Source organism: Martelella sp. K41-7, assembly GCF_055808365.1.
Genome location: NZ_CM147867.1, coordinates 424158 through 440671, shown reverse-complemented (window position 1 = coordinate 440671; position 16514 = coordinate 424158). Strand labels below are relative to the sequence as shown.

The window sequence follows — 16514 nt, the reverse complement described above, 5'->3', positions numbered from 1 at the left end:
CTGAAACCCGTGCGCTGCCTGCTGAAACGTCATGCTCCGCGGCAGCACATCGGTGGCGGGCCGATCACGATCGCATCCGCCGGAATGCCGCGGTTCTAGACCGCAATCTCAGCCTTTTCAAGCCGGTTCGGCGGCTTGCGGTACGCCCTGAAACCGCAGGCTACTGCGCAAAGAGGGTATTGCGGGACAGCCGTGCCATCAGCGTTTCCGGTTTTTCCTCCGGTGGCCGTCCGGATCTGACCGTTACCACCTTGTAGCCTTCGACCTCAAGCCGGTTGAGCAACGGACCGATGGCACGCGCCGTGCGGCCCTGCAGGTCGTGCATCAGCACAATCCCGCCACCGCGCTTTTGGAGACCGGTCATGATCCTGTTGACCAGAACAGACGTCGAGGCCTCCTCGTAGTCACGTGAATCGATATCGATGCCGACCGGGATCATACCGCGATCCAGCAGCGCCTGGTCGAGGCTTTTATTCTCGGCAAGATAAGGGAAGCGGAAGAAGCGTGGGGCCACGCCGGTTGCCTTCTCTACCGCGTGTGCGCCGCGGTCGATATTGGCAACAGCCGCCGCAAGCGAAAGCGCCGGCAGGTGCGGATGCGAATAGGTGTGCGAACCGATGGTCTGGCCGCTTTCGACAACTTCTGCTGCAATTTCAGGATAGTAGTGCGCCATTTCGCCGACCATGAAAAACAGTCCCCTGACGCCATGGTTTTCGAGCGCATGCAGCACCGCAGGTGTGCGGCCCGGAACCGGGCCGTCATCGAATGTGAGGACGACTTCCTTGGGGGCAAGCAGGATGTCACGGGTTTCCTCGAGATAGATCGTGCGACCGGCGAGCGGATATGTACGCGGCACCCCATCCCCGGCGAGGTGAACAGGCTGCAACGGCGCGCCTTGATCCGCGCCCGGAACGATCCGTGCGTGGATCGAGCCGATCTGAACCGGCGCGGGTTCTGGTTCGTTGTCGATTGACCCCGTCACCATCTTCTCGAGAGCCTCCGGGCTGCCGCCGCTGATATCCAGGGGCGCTTCGGTCGCAACCAGCGCTGTCTGCAATGCGACCGTATCACGATGTCCGGAGGACGCGCACGAGGCGAGCGCCAGGACGCCAAGGCCGAAAAGGCCGTTCAGCAAACGATGCATTGGTAATCCAGTTCAGCCAGAGACTTGTGAATCGCGACCGGCGAAATGCACCGGTCGGGGTCTTCATCAAAAAATGTGGCAATATGGTTACCAATCGGTAAATCAGCCCGTACATTGGAGCCTTATGTCAGCAGTCCATAGCACCGCAAGCCCAACACCTGCCGGTTAAAGTATAAGGATGGCCCTGAAATCGTTGACATTGGTCAGTGTCGGTCCGGTGATCACCTGATCGCCGAGCGCCTCGAAAAAACTGTGAGCATCATTGTTTTCAAGCATCGCCCGCGCATCGATGCCGGCGGCCCTCGCCCGTTCGAGCGTGTCGGGACCGATTACGGCGCCAGCGACCTCTTCGCGCCCGTCGACCCCGTCGGTATCGCCAGAAAGCGCATGGACATCCGGAAGCCCGTTTAGGTGCACGGCCAGAGAAAGCAGAAACTCGACATTGCGGCCGCCGCGGCCGTCGCCCTTCACGGTCACGCTGGTTTCGCCGCCGGAAAGAACCAGTGCCGGACGGGGTAGCGGAACATTGTGATGATAGATGGCCTCGACAATGCCCGCATGCACAATGCCGACCTCGCTCGCCTCCCCTTCGATCGTGTCGCCAAGCACCAGTACGTTCAGCCCTGCCGCACGCGCTTTTTCTGCCGCGGCCTGAAGCGAGATCAGCGGGGTTGCAATGATGTGATTGTCGGCCCGCGCCAGCCGTGGATCATCCGGCGCCACGCATTCAGCAAGCCGCGAATCCAGATGCTGGGCCACATGATCCGGCAGCTCGATGCGGTAGCGTTTGATGATCGCCTTGGCATCTTCCGCCGTTGTGGCCTCGCCGACAGTCGGTCCCGAGGCGATGATCGCCGGGTCATCGCCCGGCACATCGGATATCAGCAATGTGTGGCAGCGAGCCGGATGGATCGCAGCGGCAAGCCAACCGCCCTTGATCGCGGACAGGTGCTTGCGCACGCAGTTGACCTCATCGATCGAGGCTCCGCAGCGCAACAGCGCCTTGTTGATCGCGATCTTGTCATCCAGCGTCAGCCCCTCCTGCGGAAGGGACAGAAGCGCCGACCCCCTCCGGAAATCAGCACAATCACCAGGTCATCTTCCGTGAGATCGGACACCGTCTCCAGGATTTGCTTGGCGGCGCGCTCACCGGCTTCGTCCGGCACAGGGTGGGAGGCGGAGAGGATCTGGATCTTGTCGCATGGTGCTTCGTGGCCATAGCGGGTCACGACCACACCTTCGAGCGGACCTTCCCAGCAAGCTTCCAGCGCCTCGGCCATGCGGGCCGAACCCTTGCCCGCGCCAACGACGATGGTGCGGCCCTTCGGCAATTCGGGCAGATATCTGGAGACCTGTTCCATCGGATCTGCGGCCGCCACCGCAACGTCGAAGAGTGAACGCAGAAAACCGGCCGGATCGTCATTAAATTGCATGTTTTTTCCTGTAGGGCTTGGAGTATGATCCAAATCTTCCACAGAAACCTGCCCTTCTCAAGTTTCTTCGGAACCAATGCGTGCTTTATGCGTTACTATGGCGCGGGACGTGTGCCCGGCCGTTTCTTTCGTCTGAAGATTTCACCACAGACGACCATCATGCTTGATAGCGAAACCGACCGCTGCGCGATGTCACCCGACGTATTGCAAGGAAGGATCCATTATGGCTCACATAAACGAGTCCGATAAATTTCCCAGTATCGCTCTTGTTTCCACCCACGGCTATGTCGCGGCCGATCCTCCACTCGGTGCTGCCGATACCGGCGGCCAGGTTGTTTATATTCTCGAGCTTTCAAAGAAACTCGCCCAACTCGGTTTTTCCGTCGACATCTACACCCGCCGGTTCGAGGACCAGCCGGAAATCGACGAGGTTGACGAGCGCGTGCGCGTCGTCCGCATTCCCTGCGGCGGCAAGGAATTCATTCCCAAGGAATACCTTTATAAAAACCTTCTGGAGTGGAGCGAAAACGCACTGCGCTACATGCGCGAGCACGATCTGAGCTATAATTTCATCAATTCCCATTATTGGGATGCCGGTTATGCCGGCCTGAGACTGGCCGAAGCGCTGTCCATTCCGCATCTCCATACCCCGCATTCGCTGGGCCTGTGGAAGAAGCGGACGATGGAAACGGACTATCCGGACAAGAAGGAGCAGTTCGAAAAGGACTTCAACTTCACCGAACGGATCAAGCATGAAAACAAGATATACCGCGCCTGCGACAGTGTGATCGCGACAACGCCGATCCAGGTCGACATGCTGGTTGAGGATTACGGTATCCGCGAAGACCGCGTTTACATGATCCCGCCGGGCTACGACGACAACCGGTTCTATCCGATCTCGGCAGCCTCGCGAAACATGCTGCGCGAACAGTTCGGCTTCAAGGGCAAGTCCGTGCTGGCACTCGGCAGGCTGGCCACCAACAAGGGGTACGACCTGCTGATCGAGGCGTTTTCCGTGATGGTCGAGCGTGTGCCCGATGCCGAGCTTCATCTGGCTGTCGGCGGCGCGGATATGGATGAGCTTGAAACCCGCATTCTCAATGAGTTGAAGGATCAGGTCAAAACGCTGGAGCTGGAAGACAAGGTTCATTTCTCCGGCTATGTCTCCGACGAGGCCCTGCCCGATATCTATCGTGCGGCCGACATGTTCGTGCTCTCCAGCCGCTACGAACCGTTCGGCATGACCGCAATCGAGGCCATGGCCTCCGGCACACCAACCGTGGTGACCACCAATGGCGGTCTTTACCGTGCGATCAGCTTCGGCCGCCATGCGCTGTTTGCCGATACGTTCGACAAATACGATCTCGGTATCATGATGATGAAGCCGTTCAAACACCAGAGGCTTTACAACCGGCTGGCCCGTATGGGTGCCCACAAGGCGCGCAGCCTGTTCACCTGGACCGGCATCGCCCAGCAGTTGATCTCGCTGGTGGAAGGGCGACCGATGCGACAGTCGCTGACCGACAGTGACTGGGCAGAACCCTGGAACGACGGCGACTGAACCATGACGATCAGACTTTTCTCCTCCGATCTCGACGGCACGCTGGTCGGCGACAATGGCTCGACGGCGCGTTTCCGGAACGCCTTCGAGGCGATCCCCGAGAGTGACCGTCCGATCCTGGTCTATAACAGCGGGCGTCTTGTTGACGATATCCGCGCGCTGATCGGCACAGCCGGGCTTCCGGAGCCCGACTTCCTGATCGGCGGTGTCGGCACCATGGTCCACGACCATAAGGCAAAGCGCCCCGTCGATGGCTTCCACGACTATATCGGCGCCGGTTTCGACGTCGCCAAGGTTGGAAAGATCATGGGCGATATCCCGGATGTCAGCTATCAGCCGGCACGCTATCAGCACGCCTTCAAGTCAAGCTGGTATCTGAACAATGCCGGGAAGGACCGGCTTTCCGCCATCGCGGATGCGCTCTCAGCCGAAGGACTTGTGGTCAAGCTGGTCTATTCATCGGACCGCGACCTCGATGTTCTGCCGCGCACGGCAGACAAGGGCGCCTGCCTGTCCTGGCTTTGCGACACACTCGGCATCGCCCATGACGAGGTTGTCGTTGCAGGCGATACCGGCAACGACGCTGCCATGTTCGAGGTGTCGGATGTTCGGGGCATCATCCCCGCCAACGGCTTCGACGAACTCAGGCAGCTTGCCCACGGCAATGGCCGGATTTATCAGGCCAAAGGCGAAATCGCCGACGGCGTGATCGAGGGCCTGCGCCATTTCGGCGTGCCGATCTGAAAAGCGGTGCGGCGTGCATAATGCGCGCCGCACGACAGCCACCCTCACTACGAGATTAACTTTTGAGAACAGGTGCTGCAGCTCGCCGAACCCGATCAGCGATCAATCATCAGCGGACATGATTCCGAGCGCCGCACTTCGATCTCAATGCGTTTGCCAAGACATTCATAGTAACATCTTCGGGTCGAACCGCTCTCTTCCTGATCGCGACGCTGGCAGGTGACAGCCAACAGCGGCAAGTCCGCATCCGAAAACACCGGCGCTCCACTCGAAAGCTCATGTCCGACCGAAGCGAACGGAAATCCCACCGCAACAGGCGTCAGTGCAGCGGCAATTGTGATAAAGCGCATGCTCCCCTCCTAAATGCAACCCTTGCATGCAATGTAGCTGAGCATTTCCACCGCGGCAAATCTTAATGTTCGCCCGTTCTGCAGAATCAGTATTCCGCATGCCTCCCCCGCCGAGCCAGATTGAGTGCTGCCATACGCGGTTACCGCAACAAAAAAGGCCGGTCACAAGACCGGCCCCGCCAATTCGGATATCAGATTGCCGGCCCGATCAGGCCCAGGGACGTTCGGTGGCAAGCTTGGTCTCATAGCCTGCGATACTGTCGCTCTTTTCCAGCGTCAGCGAAATGTCGTCGAGACCGTTCAGCAGGCAATGACGCCTGAAGGCATCGACTTCGAACTTGACCGAACCACCATCCGGGCCGGAAATTTCCTGATTTTCCAGGTCGACGGTGACCACAGCGTTGGATCCGCGCTCGGCGTCATCCATCAACTGGTCGAGTTCCTTCTGCGACACAGTAATCGGCAGAATACCGTTCTTGAAGCAGTTATTGTAGAAGATATCGGCAAAGCTGGTGGAGATGACGCAACGGATGCCGAAATCGGCGAGCGCCCACGGCGCATGCTCACGCGAGGAGCCGCAGCCGAAATTATCGCCAGCAACAAGGATTTTCGCATCCCGGTAGGCCGGCTTGTTCAGGACAAAATCCGGGTTTTCCGTGCCGTCCTGATTATAGCGCGCCTCGGCAAAGAGACCTGTGCCAAGCCCGGTGCGCTTGATCGTCTTGAGGTAATCCTTGGGAATGATCATGTCGGTGTCGACATTGACCACGGGCAACGGCGCGGCAACACCGGTCAGCTTGACGAATTTTTCCATGCTAGATCCCTCAGCGCGATTGAAGCTTTTATAGAGGCCTTCGATCTAAAGCGCTTTGCCGCCGATTTCAACGAAAAACTGTACCTTTGAGTACGCCCGCAAAACAGGCGGCCGGAAAGCCGCCCGGGCTGGACAGGAATTGCGCTGACCTTAAAGGTCGATGATCTTGCCGCGGCCGTCATCCCAGACGCGCATGCCATCACGCTTACGGCAATCGCGGTTTTTCACCGTTACGGCTGCGTGGTTAAGCTTGAAGGCGATCATCCGCGCAACCGTCAGAACGGCGAGCACGGCAACCAGCGCAAGGCCAATGGAAGCAGCAAAGACAGTCACACACGCCAAGGCGGCCAAACCGACAATTGCCATGAAAACAGTACGGATATTTTCCATTGTCAAATTCCTTTCACAATTTCTAATCTGGCGCTTCGACAAGGCTTTCGCAAGAGGTCCAAGCCATTTTGTCTCATTGATTGACGATACATTTTTTGAAAAGCTTCAATTCGATGTGACTGTAAATACAATGAGTCCGGATATTGTTAGGAATATGGCCGTGAAAGAGATCAAACTTTGGCGCTCCGCCCTGTCTGTGCCCGCCGTCAACCGCCGTGCGCTTGAAAAGTCCAAAACCCTGGCTGCTGACGCCGTAATCTACGATCTCGAAGATTCCGTCGCGCATGGCCGCAAGGCCGAGGCACGCGAAAACCTGGAACAGCTTTTTACGCATAATCGTCCCACCGGCGTGACCACCGCCATCAGGATAAACCCGCTCACCACCGAGACCGGCCAGGAAGATATGAAGACGGCACTGGCCTGCCAGCCGGATGCGATCCTGCTGCCAAAGGTGGAGACCGTCGCCAACCTTGCAGCGGCCAGCGCGATGTTGAACCGCAATGGTGCGCCGCTGCGCATTCGCCTGTGGGCCATGCTCGAAACACCCGCCGGCATCGTCAACGCCGCCGCCATTGCTGGGGCCTATTCGCAGATCAGCGCCGGCGGCAGGCTCGAAGCCCTGATCGTCGGCGTCAACGATTTGCGCTCGGCAACCGGCGTGGCACCTGCGCCCGGCCGCGCTTATCTGGTACCCTGGCTGATGCAGGTGGTTCTTGCCGCCCGCGCCTATGATGTTGCTGTCATCGATGGCGTCTATAACGACTTTGCCGACAATGCCGGGTTCGAGACTGAATGCACAGAGGCGCGCGCCATGGGCTTTGATGGCAAGATGCTGATCCATCCCGGCCAGATCGACCCGGCCAATGCGCATTTCAGCCCATCGGAGGCCGCCCTCGCGGAGGCCCGCGCCATCGTCGAAGCATTTGCGAAACCGGGAGCGGACGGGCATAACGTCATCGACCTTGACGGCCGGATGATCGAGCGCCTGCATCTTGAACAGGCCGAGGCCCTGCTCGCCAAGGCAAGAAACTCCGAATAGGACCCCATATGAAACTCTACCGATTTTTGACCGGCCCGGACGAATCCAGCTTCTGCCATCGGGTGACCGACGCGCTGAACAAGGGCTGGGAGCTGCACGGCTCTCCTTCGCTGACCTACGACCCGCTTCTCGGCAAGACCTATTGCGGTCAGGCCGTGGTGAAAGAGGTCGAGGGCAAAGAGTATGATCCGTCGATCAAGCTTGGCGAACAGTAGAAAAGCCTTGTTCAGGCTGCTTGATCAAGCGGCTTGAATGGCCTTAGCAGGTAGCCATCGGGATCGCGCACCCAGAGTTGATGCTGAGCTTTTTCGCCCTCGGGCGTGCGGTAGCAGCGCACTTCCGGCCCTTTCAGCAAGAGCCAGCCGGCGGCAGCCAGCCGGTCTGCAATACCGTCGAAATCATCAACCTCGAGCTGAACATTGATGCCGCCGCCGACCACCGACGTTTCATCACCAATGGTGCGCCCCATGCCGATCGTATCGAGCATCAGTTGTGCTTCACCGAGTTGAATGAAGGCAAAGCCCTCCTCCGGCCGGTCATACACCACCGAAAAGCCAAGAAGACCGACATAGAAATCGAGGCTGGTGGCAAGGTTCTTGATCCCGAATTCCGGGATCAGGGCATTGAATTTCACTTCACGCCCCAAAGAAGCTTGAAGCGGGCATTGCGATAGTCTTCACCACTCTTCTTGCAATGGGCGGCCAGAACGTCTTCGTAAGGCAGACCGCGATTGGCAACCAGCATCAACCTGCCGCCGGGCTTCAGCGCGTCAGAAGCCGCCTTCACCATCGCCTTGCCAAGAGACGGCTCGGCGGCCTTTCCAGCGTGGAAAGGCGGGTTCATGAAGATCAGATCATAGCGGGTCTTGACCGGCTCGCCTGCCAGGTCCTGCCAGAAGAAACGTGTGGATGGACCAATGGCTGCAAGATTGACCTTTGCCCGCTCGAGCGCCCGCCAATCCGCCTCATAAAGATCGATGCCGACGGTTGAGGGCGCAATTTCGGCCATCATGGCCGAAAGGTAACCCCAGCCCGCGCCGAAATCAGCAGCAAGCCCGGAGAAATTCGCCGGCAGCCGTTCGGCCAGAATACGCGAGCCCTCATCCACCCGGTCGTGCGAGAACAGCCCCGGCACAGTGGTAAACCGGCCATCGATCTCGACCGTCGGATGGGTCATGCTCTCGATCGCCGCCGTCACGTCATCCGGACGGGTGAACCAGAGCGCGACACCGTGATATTTCGGCATCGCTTCGAGGTCGGGAAAAAGCTTGCCGAGCCGTTTGCGCATCGACTGAACGCCGTCGTCCTTCGCGCCCGCAATGACGATAAAGCCGCCGGGCGCCGTCTTTTCGAGCGCCTCGGCCACCCGGTTTTCGTTCTCACCGCGATGCTTGGTCAGAAGGATCAGCGTGAGCGCAAATGGACCCTCGCCGGCTTCCGGGGCAACGGTAGCCCCGGACTTCTCAAGCGCATTATAAGGCGGACGAGAACGGCTGCACGGCGGCGATGTCATCGGAAAAACCTTCCGGCAGACGGTAGCCGGCCTCAGCACCCAGAAACAGAACGCGGCCAGACGCCGGCTCTATGGTGCCGCTATCGAAGGGATGGAAAAGCGTTTTCAGTGTTTCACGGGACATGGGAATTGCACCTGTTAAAAAGGCGCGAGCTTTCCGCTCACGCCTGATAATTCCAACTCGAAGACGACGCCTCCGCACCGCCGACGTTGAGCGACGAAGCAAAAACGTGGTCCGACGCTGCATTTTTCGGCAGCGTCGTCCTTAAACTGGAAACTGGCTTACGCCACTTCCTTACCGGTTTCCTGGTCGACGACCTTCATCGACAGCTTGACCTTGCCACGCTCATCAAAGCCGATGAGCTTGACCCAGACCTTGTCACCTTCCTTGACCACATCGGTGGTCTTGGCAACGCGCTCGGAAGCCAGCTGCGAGATGTGGACGAGACCGTCGCGCGGGCCGAAGAAGTTGACGAACGCGCCAAAGTCGGCGGTCTTGACGACTGTGCCTTCGTAAATCGCATTCAGCTCCGGCTCGTCAACAATGGAGTGGATCCACTTCTTGGCGGCTTCGATTTCCTTGCCCGAAGAAGACGCGATCTTGATCGTGCCGTCATCATCAATGTTGATCTTGGCGCCGGTCTTTTCGACGATTTCGCGGATAACCTTGCCGCCCGAACCGATAACGTCACGGATCTTGTCGACTGCAATGGTCATCATTTCGATGCGCGGTGCATATTCGCCGAGCTGCTCGCGGCCCTCGGTGATGGCATTGGCCATTTCGCCGAGAATGTGCTTGCGGCCACCCTGCGCCTGATTGAGCGCGATCTTCATGATCTCTTCAGTGATACCGGCGATCTTGATGTCCATCTGCAGCGAGGTGATGCCTTCAGCGGTACCGGCAACCTTGAAGTCCATGTCGCCGAGATGATCCTCATCACCGAGAATGTCAGAGAGAACGGCAAAACGCTCACCTTCGAGGATCAGGCCCATGGCGATACCGGCAACCGGCTTTGCCAGCGGAACACCGGCATCCATCAGCGCCAGCGAGGTGCCGCAAACGGTGGCCATCGACGAGGAACCGTTGGATTCGGTGATCTCGGAAACGACGCGCAGCGTGTAGGGGAACTGCTCCGTGGTCGGCAGCATCGGGCGAATTGCGCGCCATGCCAGCTTGCCGTGGCCGATTTCGCGGCGGCCCGGGGAGCCCATGCGGCCTGTTTCACCGACCGAATAGGGCGGGAAGTTGTAATGCAGCAGGAACTTTTCCTTGTACATGCCGGTCAGGTGATCGACATACTGCTCATCTTCGCCGGTGCCCAGCGTGGCAACGACCAAAGCCTGGGTTTCGCCACGGGTGAACAGGGCCGAACCGTGGGTGCGCGGCAGAAGACCGACTTCCGAAACGATAGGACGAACGGTTTCCAGATCGCGACCGTCGATACGGCTCTTGGTGTCGAGAATGTTCCAGCGAACGATCTTGGCCTGAAGATGCTTGAACACGGCGCCGATTTCTTCAGCGGTGTACTTGGCTTCTTCGCCTTCAGCCGGCGCGTAGCGCTCCTTGACCTTCGCCTTGCAGGCGTCAACGGCCGTGTAGCGGGCAGCCTTGTCGGTGATCTTGTAAGCGTCGCGCAGTTCGCCTTCGATGAAGGACAGCATATCGGCTTCGAGTGCGGAGAAATCTTCCGGTTCGAACTCACGCGGTTCCTTGGCGGCAACTTCGGCGAGCTTGATAATCGCGTCGATGACCGGCTGGAAACCCTTGTGGCCGAACATCACAGCGCCGAGCATGATCTCTTCGTTGAGTTCCTTGGCTTCCGATTCCACCATCAAGACGGCATCACCGGTACCGGCGACAATCAGGTCAAGCGCGGTTTCGGGCATTTCGTCAACATGCGGGTTCAGCACGTATTCGCCGTTGATGTAGCCAACGCGCGCACCGGCAATCGGGCCCATGAAGGGAACACCGGAAATCGTCAGCGCGGCAGACGTGGCCACCATCGCCAGAACGTCCGGGTTGTTTTCAAGGTCATGCTGCAGAACGGTGACAACGACCTGCGTATCGTTCTTATAGCCTTCCGGGAACAGCGGACGGATCGGACGGTCGATCAGGCGCGACGTCAGCGTTTCATTTTCGCTCGGACGACCTTCACGCTTGAAATAGCCACCGGGAATCTTGCCGGCTGCATAGGTCTTTTCCTGATAGTTGACCGTTAGCGGGAAGAAATCCTGCCCTGGTTTCGCCTGCTTGGCGGAGACGACAGTCGCGAGAACGGCGGTTTCACCGTAAGTGGCGAGAACGGCACCATCAGCCTGACGGGCAATTTTGCCGGTCTCAAGCTTGAGTGTGCGTCCTGCCCACTCGATTTCCACTGTGTGGGTGTTGAACATGTCTTGTCCTTCAATATGGCGCGCAGCTCTTTTCCTGGGGAAAAGAGCGCAACGCGATCAGCGTTTCTTTCGACACGTCACGGGCAAGACAACTTGTCGCTTCCAAACATCTGAAGCGGCCAGCAATCCTGCCCCATGACAGGTCCGTTTCGGCTTGCGGTACGGGAATGCCTTCACCCCGGGCCCACGTTTCAGATCCCTTCGCCTGCCACAGCTTGGAACCGGCGCACATGATGCGCAAAAACAAAAACGGCGGACGCAGCGCGCCCGCCGGTTATACGACTTAGCGGCGAATGCCCAGGCGACCGATGAGGGTCGTGTAACGGGATTCGTCAATGCGCTTCACATAGTCAAGCAGCGAACGGCGGGTCGAAACCAGCGTCAGCAGGCCACGGCGGGAATGGTTATCCTTCTTGTGGTCCTTGAAGTGCTCGGTCAGGTTGGTAATCCGCTCGGTGAGGATGGCAACCTGTACTTCCGGCGAACCAGTGTCGCCTTCCTTGGTTGCGAATTCCTTGATAAGCTCTGCCTTGCGTTCAGCAGTAATCGACATCGGTTCATCCTTTCGAAATGAGGGTGTTTTGGGGTCGCCCGGGCCGGGATGTCGTCCAGCAAGGGCCGTTCAAGCGCATTTTTTTCAATGCTCGCCGCCATATAGGGCAAAAGGGCATGAATGTCGAGTGTAAAGCCCGCCATCGGCACAACGCTCCGGGGCCTCGTCTTGCACTCTCTGCCCGGCCCCTACCCCGCGTCAGGCGGGAGTCGGCCAGCCAGATTTCGGTTTGCGGACAACCGACCGATTTTCTGAGGACGAACGCAAGCCGGGATCGGCTTCATCTCCGCCGAGGACCACCTGATCCCGGCCATTCAGCTTTGCCTGATAAAGCGCCCGGTCGGCAATATCGAAGGCAATCCCCATATCAACCGGTGCCTGAACCCAGCATATACCGATACTGGTTGAAAGACCGGGAACAGCTTCACTCTCACCAACCTCGATCACGGAACAGCGCAGGCGTTGTGCGATCATGATAGCGCCCTGCCGGTTTGTATCGGGCAGACAGACGGCAAACTCCTCACCGCCGAAGCGCGCGGTCAGATCGGTACCGCGCAGGCAGGTAGCCAGCCTTGCGGCGACCCCCGCCAGTACCCGGTCCCCTGCGGCGTGGCCATAGGTGTCATTGACGCGCTTGAAGTGATCGAGGTCGATCAGGATGAAGGCCACACCGGACGTCGCCGTCTGCGGAAGCACCTCGGCATTGTAGGCCGCCTCAAAGGCCCGACGGTTTTTCAGTCCCGTCAGCGGATCAACCGAAGCCTGATCCTTCAGGTTCTCCTCCCGCAACCGGCGCCTTCGCTCCCGTTCCAGAAAGCCGCCCAGCACGACAGTGCCGATCGCATTGGTCATCGTCAGGAACGGAATCGCTGACGAGAAGACCATCCGCCAATCATCACGCGGCAACAGGAAAGTGCAGACATAAGACAGGCTGATGGCAAGACCAAGCGCAACGAGGCGACCTGGCCCCACATTGCCATGCTTCCAGACAAGCGCTCTCCAGGCAAGACCCGCGCAGGTGGCAAGAAAAAGTGACAAGATGCAGATATAGGCGGAAGGGTCGCCTTCATAGTAGCGCGTAGCTGCTGCGATCAGGAAACTGACCATGCCCGCAACCGGCCCGGCGAATGCCCCTGCACAGCCAACGAACAGGTTTCGCGGGTCGACCTGCAATCCGTTGACATGCATGATCGGCTGAAGCGAGACGAAAGCCGCACCAAGTCCCAACACAAGCCCCAACAGAATCTGCCTTGTGAAAAGCCCGGCCACCGACCGTGACACCAAAGCAAATGCAATAGCGATCAAGGCCATCAAACCGGCGAAGTTGACCGTCATAATTATATATTGGGACATAGACGTAGTGGCCCTCCCCAGAAACCGCACGGGCATAGTTTAACTTATGCCCCAATTAATTGAAACTGATAACAGATCAACTCTTGCGGAATGACTGGCTTGCCGTCCTGTTGAGCCATGCGAAATATCCGTCACCTTCAATGACAAAACCGCAACCGCTCCCTATATGGGCTCCACGATTGAACCATCCCGGATGAGAGGGCTGCGCTGTTCAACCAACAACCGTTTTTCCATCCGAAGAAACCACACGAGGACTAAAGATCATGCTGGCTGTCATCCACGACACATTTGGCGACCCCGCAGACGCACTATTCACCAAGGACGTTAACAAACCTGAACCTGCAACCGGCGAAGTTCTGGTGCGCATGGTGATGAGCCCGATCCACAATCACGATCTGTGGACCGTGCGCGGCACCTATGGCTACAAGCCTGAGCTTCCGGGCGAAATCGCCGGTAGCGAAGCACTTGGAGCTGTTGAAGCTGTCGGGGACGGCGTTGATACGGCACTGATCGGCAAGCGGGTTGTGATCGCTGGTATTCATGGCAGTTGGGCCGAGTTTTTCATCGCACCCGCCGCAGGCCTTTTATCCCTTCCTGATGCGATCCCGGATGAAGCCGGCGCCCAGCTGATCGCCATGCCGTTCAGCGCATTGTCACTTCTTGAAAATCTGAAGGCCAGGAAAGGCGACTGGATTATTCAGACGGCAGCCAACGGCGCGGTTGGCAAGCTGATGCCCAGCTTTGCGAAGAACCGCGGCATCAACCTCGTCAATCTCGTCAGACGCCCTGAAGCCGTCGCTGAACTCGAAACCCATGGCATTGAGAACGTCTTCTCGACATCAGAAGACGGCTGGAAAGACAAGGTTCGCAGCCTGATTGGCGACGCCGGCGCAACATCCTCCATCGATTCCGTCGGCGGAGATATCTCTGCAGACCTGGTTGATCTTCTCGGACTGGATGGCGAGCTGGTTGTCTTCGGAACCGCAACCGGCGCACCGATGCCGCTTTCTTCCGGTGCGCTGATCATGAAACATATCACTGTTCGCGGTTTCTGGGGCGCGCGCGTCAGCAAGGATATGAACGCAGATGACAAAAAACGACTGATCACCGAACTGGTGACCCTCGCGGCCAAGGGAGAACTGAACCTCGACACCGATGGGCTATACCCGCTTTCCAGGATCACCGATGCGGTCAAAGCCTCACTGACCCCCGGCCGCAAAGGCAAAGTCATGCTGCACCCGTGACCGGTCCAGGTATCTGGCTGCGCTTTTGAAAGAGGCAGCCAGAGCGCTATCTGCCCGTTTGACAGGGGACGTTATAGACACATCCATCAGCGTTTCAGCATCCGTGATCGACCGAAACATGATTTCGTCGAAGGCTGATCGAAAAGAGAAAACTGCCGCTCGACGCGGCTGTCAGACCTCTGACAAACCTATCCATTCTACGAGCATCATCCTCGGCCCTGTGCCGAGGATCTAAACACGTTGTCGCATATGCGGAGCTTCTGCTTTACAACAGACTGAATTATCTCGCCCTTCAATTTGGGACGTGTGTCGTGCGAGAGATGCTTGGATGCTCGGGACAGGCCCGAGCATGACGAATGAGGGTAAGGCGGGCTTTGTCAACACGTTGATAGCCGCTCATAGCGGCAGTTTTCATGTGCGAACTCAAAAGCTACAGTTCAGCCGAACACACGGCGCGGCTTGAACTGCCCTTCGGCGATCTCACCGATTGCCACCAACCGGCCACCCGCCGAAGCATAGGCCTCAGGTTCTTCAATCGGCGCATGCTGACCTCTGAGGATGATCGGGTTGCCAAGCCGAAGCCGACGCGCCTGCTCGTCGGTCACAGGAACATGCGGAAGGCTGGTCAGCCCTTCAGAAGTATCGAGCAGGAACGCTTCAAGGGCCGCAAAGCGCTCGGCATCATCCTCAATCTCTTCCAGCGCCGTCAACTCTGAAAGCGGCACCAGCATATCTTCGGAAAACGGCGCCACAAGCGGACGGCGCAATGCGGAGATATGGCCGTAGCAGCCAAGTTCGCGACCGAAGTCGCGGGCAAGCGCGCGCACATAGGTGCCCTTACCGCATTCAACCTCAAACTCGGCGGAATGCTCGTCCGGGCAGCCCAGTAGCGTCAGGCGGTGAATTTCGACCTCACGGGTCGGAATATCGACCGTTTCACCTTCGCGAGCCAGATCATAGGCGCGGTTGCCGTCGATCTTGATCGCCGAAAACTGCGGCGGAACCTGCTCGATAACACCGGTGTATCTCGGCAATAGTGCCTCGATATCCTCAACCGCCGGGCGCCTGTCAGATGTCTCCGCAACATCGCCCTCAAGGTCATCCGTGGTGCGCTCTTCGCCCCAGCTTACCGTGAACTCGTAGATCTTGCGGCCGTCCATGACGTAAGGCACCGTCTTGGTCGCATCACCGAGCGCGATCGGCAGCATGCCGGAGGCGAGCGGATCCAGCGTTCCAGCGTGACCGACCTTCTGCGCCTTGAACAGCCACTTGATTTTTGAAACGGCTTCTGTCGAGCCAAAATCGATCGGCTTGTCGAGGATCAGCCAGCCAGAAACGGGACGGCCCTTGGGTTTTCTCTGTCGTGCCATATGCGCAATTATTCTTTGTCTTCGTTGTCGTCGTCGTGATCGAGATCGCGCGCCACTTCCGGCGAATGCAGCAATTCATCAATCTTGCGGAAATTCTCGAAGCTGGTGTCGTCGCGGAAACGCAGCTCCGGGATAAATTTCATCTGTCGCATTTCACGACTGATGCGGCCACGGATGAATTTCGCGTGATGGTTCAGTGCCTTCACGGTCGCGTCATGATCCTTGTCGCCAAGCGGCGTGACATAGGCAGTCGCGATCTTCAGGTCCGGAGACATCCGCACCTCGGAAATGGAGACGACGGTTTTCTCCAGCAGCGGATCGAGGACATCGCCGCGCTGGAGAACCTTGGTAATGGCGGCGCGGACCTGTTCACCAACGCGTAGCATGCGCTGGGAGGGCGCCGAGGTGGTAGCTCTCGTCATATCAACCTTGATTAAATCGTTCGTGTTTGTCTGATGTCCGGCCATTTGACGGGGTTCGAACCCGCGCGAACATGTTCCGATGACTGGCCGGTCGTGTAGCGCTTTGGCGGATGAAGGTCAATCATAGAACCGGACTTCGCAACCGATACGCCAGGACTGACCGCCGCAATCAGGCAGCGAGCATCAAAAAG

General features: G+C 58.4%; 15 protein-coding genes and 2 pseudogenes. 5 read left to right on the top strand and 12 right to left on the bottom strand.

What is annotated here, in order from left to right:
* Window positions 1–160: 160 nt before the first annotated feature.
* Window positions 161–1144 (bottom strand): polysaccharide deacetylase family protein, encoded by a 984-nt coding sequence (locus tag AC0L7L_RS02115; RefSeq protein ID WP_272210015.1) that lies wholly within the window; start codon window positions 1142–1144, stop codon window positions 161–163.
* 165 nt (window positions 1145–1309) lie between these two features.
* Window positions 1310–2577 (bottom strand): annotated as a pseudogene (locus AC0L7L_RS02110) (glycerate kinase type-2 family protein).
* 223 nt (window positions 2578–2800) lie between these two features.
* Between AC0L7L_RS02110 and AC0L7L_RS02105 the strand changes: the two are divergent.
* Window positions 2801–4138 carry a glycosyltransferase gene (locus AC0L7L_RS02105; RefSeq protein WP_272210014.1) on the top strand — a complete coding sequence of 446 codons (1338 nt, stop codon included), beginning with the start codon at window positions 2801–2803 and terminating at the stop codon, window positions 4136–4138.
* 3 nt (window positions 4139–4141) lie between these two features.
* Complete coding sequence (locus AC0L7L_RS02100) at window positions 4142–4882, top strand: HAD-IIB family hydrolase (protein WP_272210013.1); 741 nt, start codon at window positions 4142–4144, stop codon at window positions 4880–4882.
* Between the two features lie 95 nt (window positions 4883–4977).
* Here AC0L7L_RS02100 and AC0L7L_RS02095 read toward each other — a convergent pair whose 3' ends face one another.
* The 3 genes from AC0L7L_RS02095 to AC0L7L_RS02085 all read right to left on the bottom strand — a co-directional run bounded on the left by AC0L7L_RS02095 (window position 4978) and on the right by AC0L7L_RS02085 (window position 6436).
* Window positions 4978–5232: a hypothetical protein gene (locus tag AC0L7L_RS02095; RefSeq protein WP_272210012.1), complete on the bottom strand. Its 255-nt coding sequence runs from the start codon at window positions 5230–5232 to the stop codon at window positions 4978–4980.
* Window positions 5233–5440: 208 nt separating this feature from the next.
* Window positions 5441–6046, bottom strand: a complete 606-nt coding sequence (gene leuD / locus AC0L7L_RS02090; protein ID WP_272210011.1) for a 3-isopropylmalate dehydratase small subunit — start codon at window positions 6044–6046, stop codon at window positions 5441–5443.
* 150 nt (window positions 6047–6196) lie between these two features.
* Window positions 6197–6436: a hypothetical protein gene (locus tag AC0L7L_RS02085; protein WP_272210010.1), complete on the bottom strand. Its 240-nt coding sequence runs from the start codon at window positions 6434–6436 to the stop codon at window positions 6197–6199.
* A gap of 142 nt (window positions 6437–6578) precedes the next feature.
* On the opposite strand from AC0L7L_RS02085, the gene AC0L7L_RS02080 reads away from it, so the two are divergent.
* Together AC0L7L_RS02080 and AC0L7L_RS02075 are read left to right on the top strand one after the other, a co-directional pair.
* On the top strand, window positions 6579–7475 hold the full coding sequence (locus AC0L7L_RS02080) for an HpcH/HpaI aldolase/citrate lyase family protein (RefSeq protein WP_473513735.1): 897 nt from the start codon (window positions 6579–6581) through the stop codon (window positions 7473–7475).
* Between the two features lie 8 nt (window positions 7476–7483).
* Window positions 7484–7690, top strand: a complete 207-nt coding sequence (locus AC0L7L_RS02075) for a DUF1737 domain-containing protein (RefSeq protein WP_473511564.1) — start codon at window positions 7484–7486, stop codon at window positions 7688–7690.
* Window positions 7691–7701: 11 nt separating this feature from the next.
* Here AC0L7L_RS02075 and AC0L7L_RS02070 read toward each other — a convergent pair whose 3' ends face one another.
* The 5 genes and pseudogenes from AC0L7L_RS02070 to AC0L7L_RS02050 all read right to left on the bottom strand — a co-directional run bounded on the left by AC0L7L_RS02070 (window position 7702) and on the right by AC0L7L_RS02050 (window position 13245).
* The gene (locus AC0L7L_RS02070) at window positions 7702–8109 is read right to left on the bottom strand and encodes a bleomycin resistance protein (protein ID WP_272210005.1); all 408 of its coding nucleotides are present in this window, start codon (window positions 8107–8109) and stop codon (window positions 7702–7704) included.
* Window positions 8106–9111 (bottom strand): annotated as a pseudogene (locus AC0L7L_RS02065) (class I SAM-dependent methyltransferase). The gene AC0L7L_RS02070 and the pseudogene AC0L7L_RS02065 overlap by 4 nt, the downstream one beginning before the upstream one ends.
* A 158-nt stretch (window positions 9112–9269) precedes the next feature.
* Entirely contained in the window at window positions 9270–11381 is a 2112-nt protein-coding gene (gene pnp / locus AC0L7L_RS02060; protein WP_473511559.1) for a polyribonucleotide nucleotidyltransferase, read from the bottom strand.
* A 283-nt stretch (window positions 11382–11664) separates the two neighbouring features.
* Window positions 11665–11934 carry a 30S ribosomal protein S15 gene (gene rpsO, locus AC0L7L_RS02055; protein ID WP_272210002.1) on the bottom strand — a complete coding sequence of 90 codons (270 nt, stop codon included), beginning with the start codon at window positions 11932–11934 and terminating at the stop codon, window positions 11665–11667.
* Between the two features lie 198 nt (window positions 11935–12132).
* A complete protein-coding gene (locus AC0L7L_RS02050; RefSeq protein ID WP_473513733.1) occupies window positions 12133–13245 on the bottom strand; it encodes a diguanylate cyclase in 1113 nt (370 codons plus the stop codon).
* Between the two features lie 305 nt (window positions 13246–13550).
* On the opposite strand from AC0L7L_RS02050, the gene AC0L7L_RS02045 reads away from it, so the two are divergent.
* Complete coding sequence (locus AC0L7L_RS02045) at window positions 13551–14531, top strand: zinc-binding dehydrogenase (RefSeq protein ID WP_272210001.1); 981 nt, start codon at window positions 13551–13553, stop codon at window positions 14529–14531.
* 437 nt (window positions 14532–14968) lie between these two features.
* Here AC0L7L_RS02045 and truB read toward each other — a convergent pair whose 3' ends face one another.
* Window positions 14969–15901 carry a tRNA pseudouridine(55) synthase TruB gene (gene truB, locus AC0L7L_RS02040; protein ID WP_272210000.1) on the bottom strand — a complete coding sequence of 311 codons (933 nt, stop codon included), beginning with the start codon at window positions 15899–15901 and terminating at the stop codon, window positions 14969–14971.
* Window positions 15902–15909: 8 nt separating this feature from the next.
* Window positions 15910–16323 (bottom strand): 30S ribosome-binding factor RbfA, encoded by a 414-nt coding sequence (gene rbfA / locus AC0L7L_RS02035; protein ID WP_473513731.1) that lies wholly within the window; start codon window positions 16321–16323, stop codon window positions 15910–15912.
* Between the last annotated feature and the right edge of the window lie 191 nt (window positions 16324–16514).

Bases quoted from the DNA above. Each gene is read 5' to 3' on its own strand.
- truB (WP_272210000.1), bottom strand. From the start codon at position 15,901: ATGGCACGACAGAGAAAACCCAAGGGCCGTCCCGTTTCTGGCTGGCTG.
- pnp (WP_473511559.1), bottom strand. From the start codon at position 11,381: ATGTTCAACACCCACACAGTGGAAATCGAGTGGGCAGGACGCACACTC.
- AC0L7L_RS02075 (WP_473511564.1), top strand. From the start codon at position 7,484: ATGAAACTCTACCGATTTTTGACCGGCCCGGACGAATCCAGCTTCTGC.
- AC0L7L_RS02050 (WP_473513733.1), bottom strand. From the start codon at position 13,245: ATGGCCTTGATCGCTATTGCATTTGCTTTGGTGTCACGGTCGGTGGCC.
- AC0L7L_RS02045 (WP_272210001.1), top strand. From the start codon at position 13,551: ATGCTGGCTGTCATCCACGACACATTTGGCGACCCCGCAGACGCACTA.
- AC0L7L_RS02100 (WP_272210013.1), top strand. From the start codon at position 4,142: ATGACGATCAGACTTTTCTCCTCCGATCTCGACGGCACGCTGGTCGGC.
- AC0L7L_RS02115 (WP_272210015.1), bottom strand. From the start codon at position 1,144: ATGCATCGTTTGCTGAACGGCCTTTTCGGCCTTGGCGTCCTGGCGCTC.
- leuD (WP_272210011.1), bottom strand. From the start codon at position 6,046: ATGGAAAAATTCGTCAAGCTGACCGGTGTTGCCGCGCCGTTGCCCGTG.
- AC0L7L_RS02095 (WP_272210012.1), bottom strand. From the start codon at position 5,232: ATGCGCTTTATCACAATTGCCGCTGCACTGACGCCTGTTGCGGTGGGA.
- rpsO (WP_272210002.1), bottom strand. From the start codon at position 11,934: ATGTCGATTACTGCTGAACGCAAGGCAGAGCTTATCAAGGAATTCGCA.
- AC0L7L_RS02105 (WP_272210014.1), top strand. From the start codon at position 2,801: ATGGCTCACATAAACGAGTCCGATAAATTTCCCAGTATCGCTCTTGTT.
- rbfA (WP_473513731.1), bottom strand. From the start codon at position 16,323: ATGACGAGAGCTACCACCTCGGCGCCCTCCCAGCGCATGCTACGCGTT.
- AC0L7L_RS02085 (WP_272210010.1), bottom strand. From the start codon at position 6,436: ATGGAAAATATCCGTACTGTTTTCATGGCAATTGTCGGTTTGGCCGCC.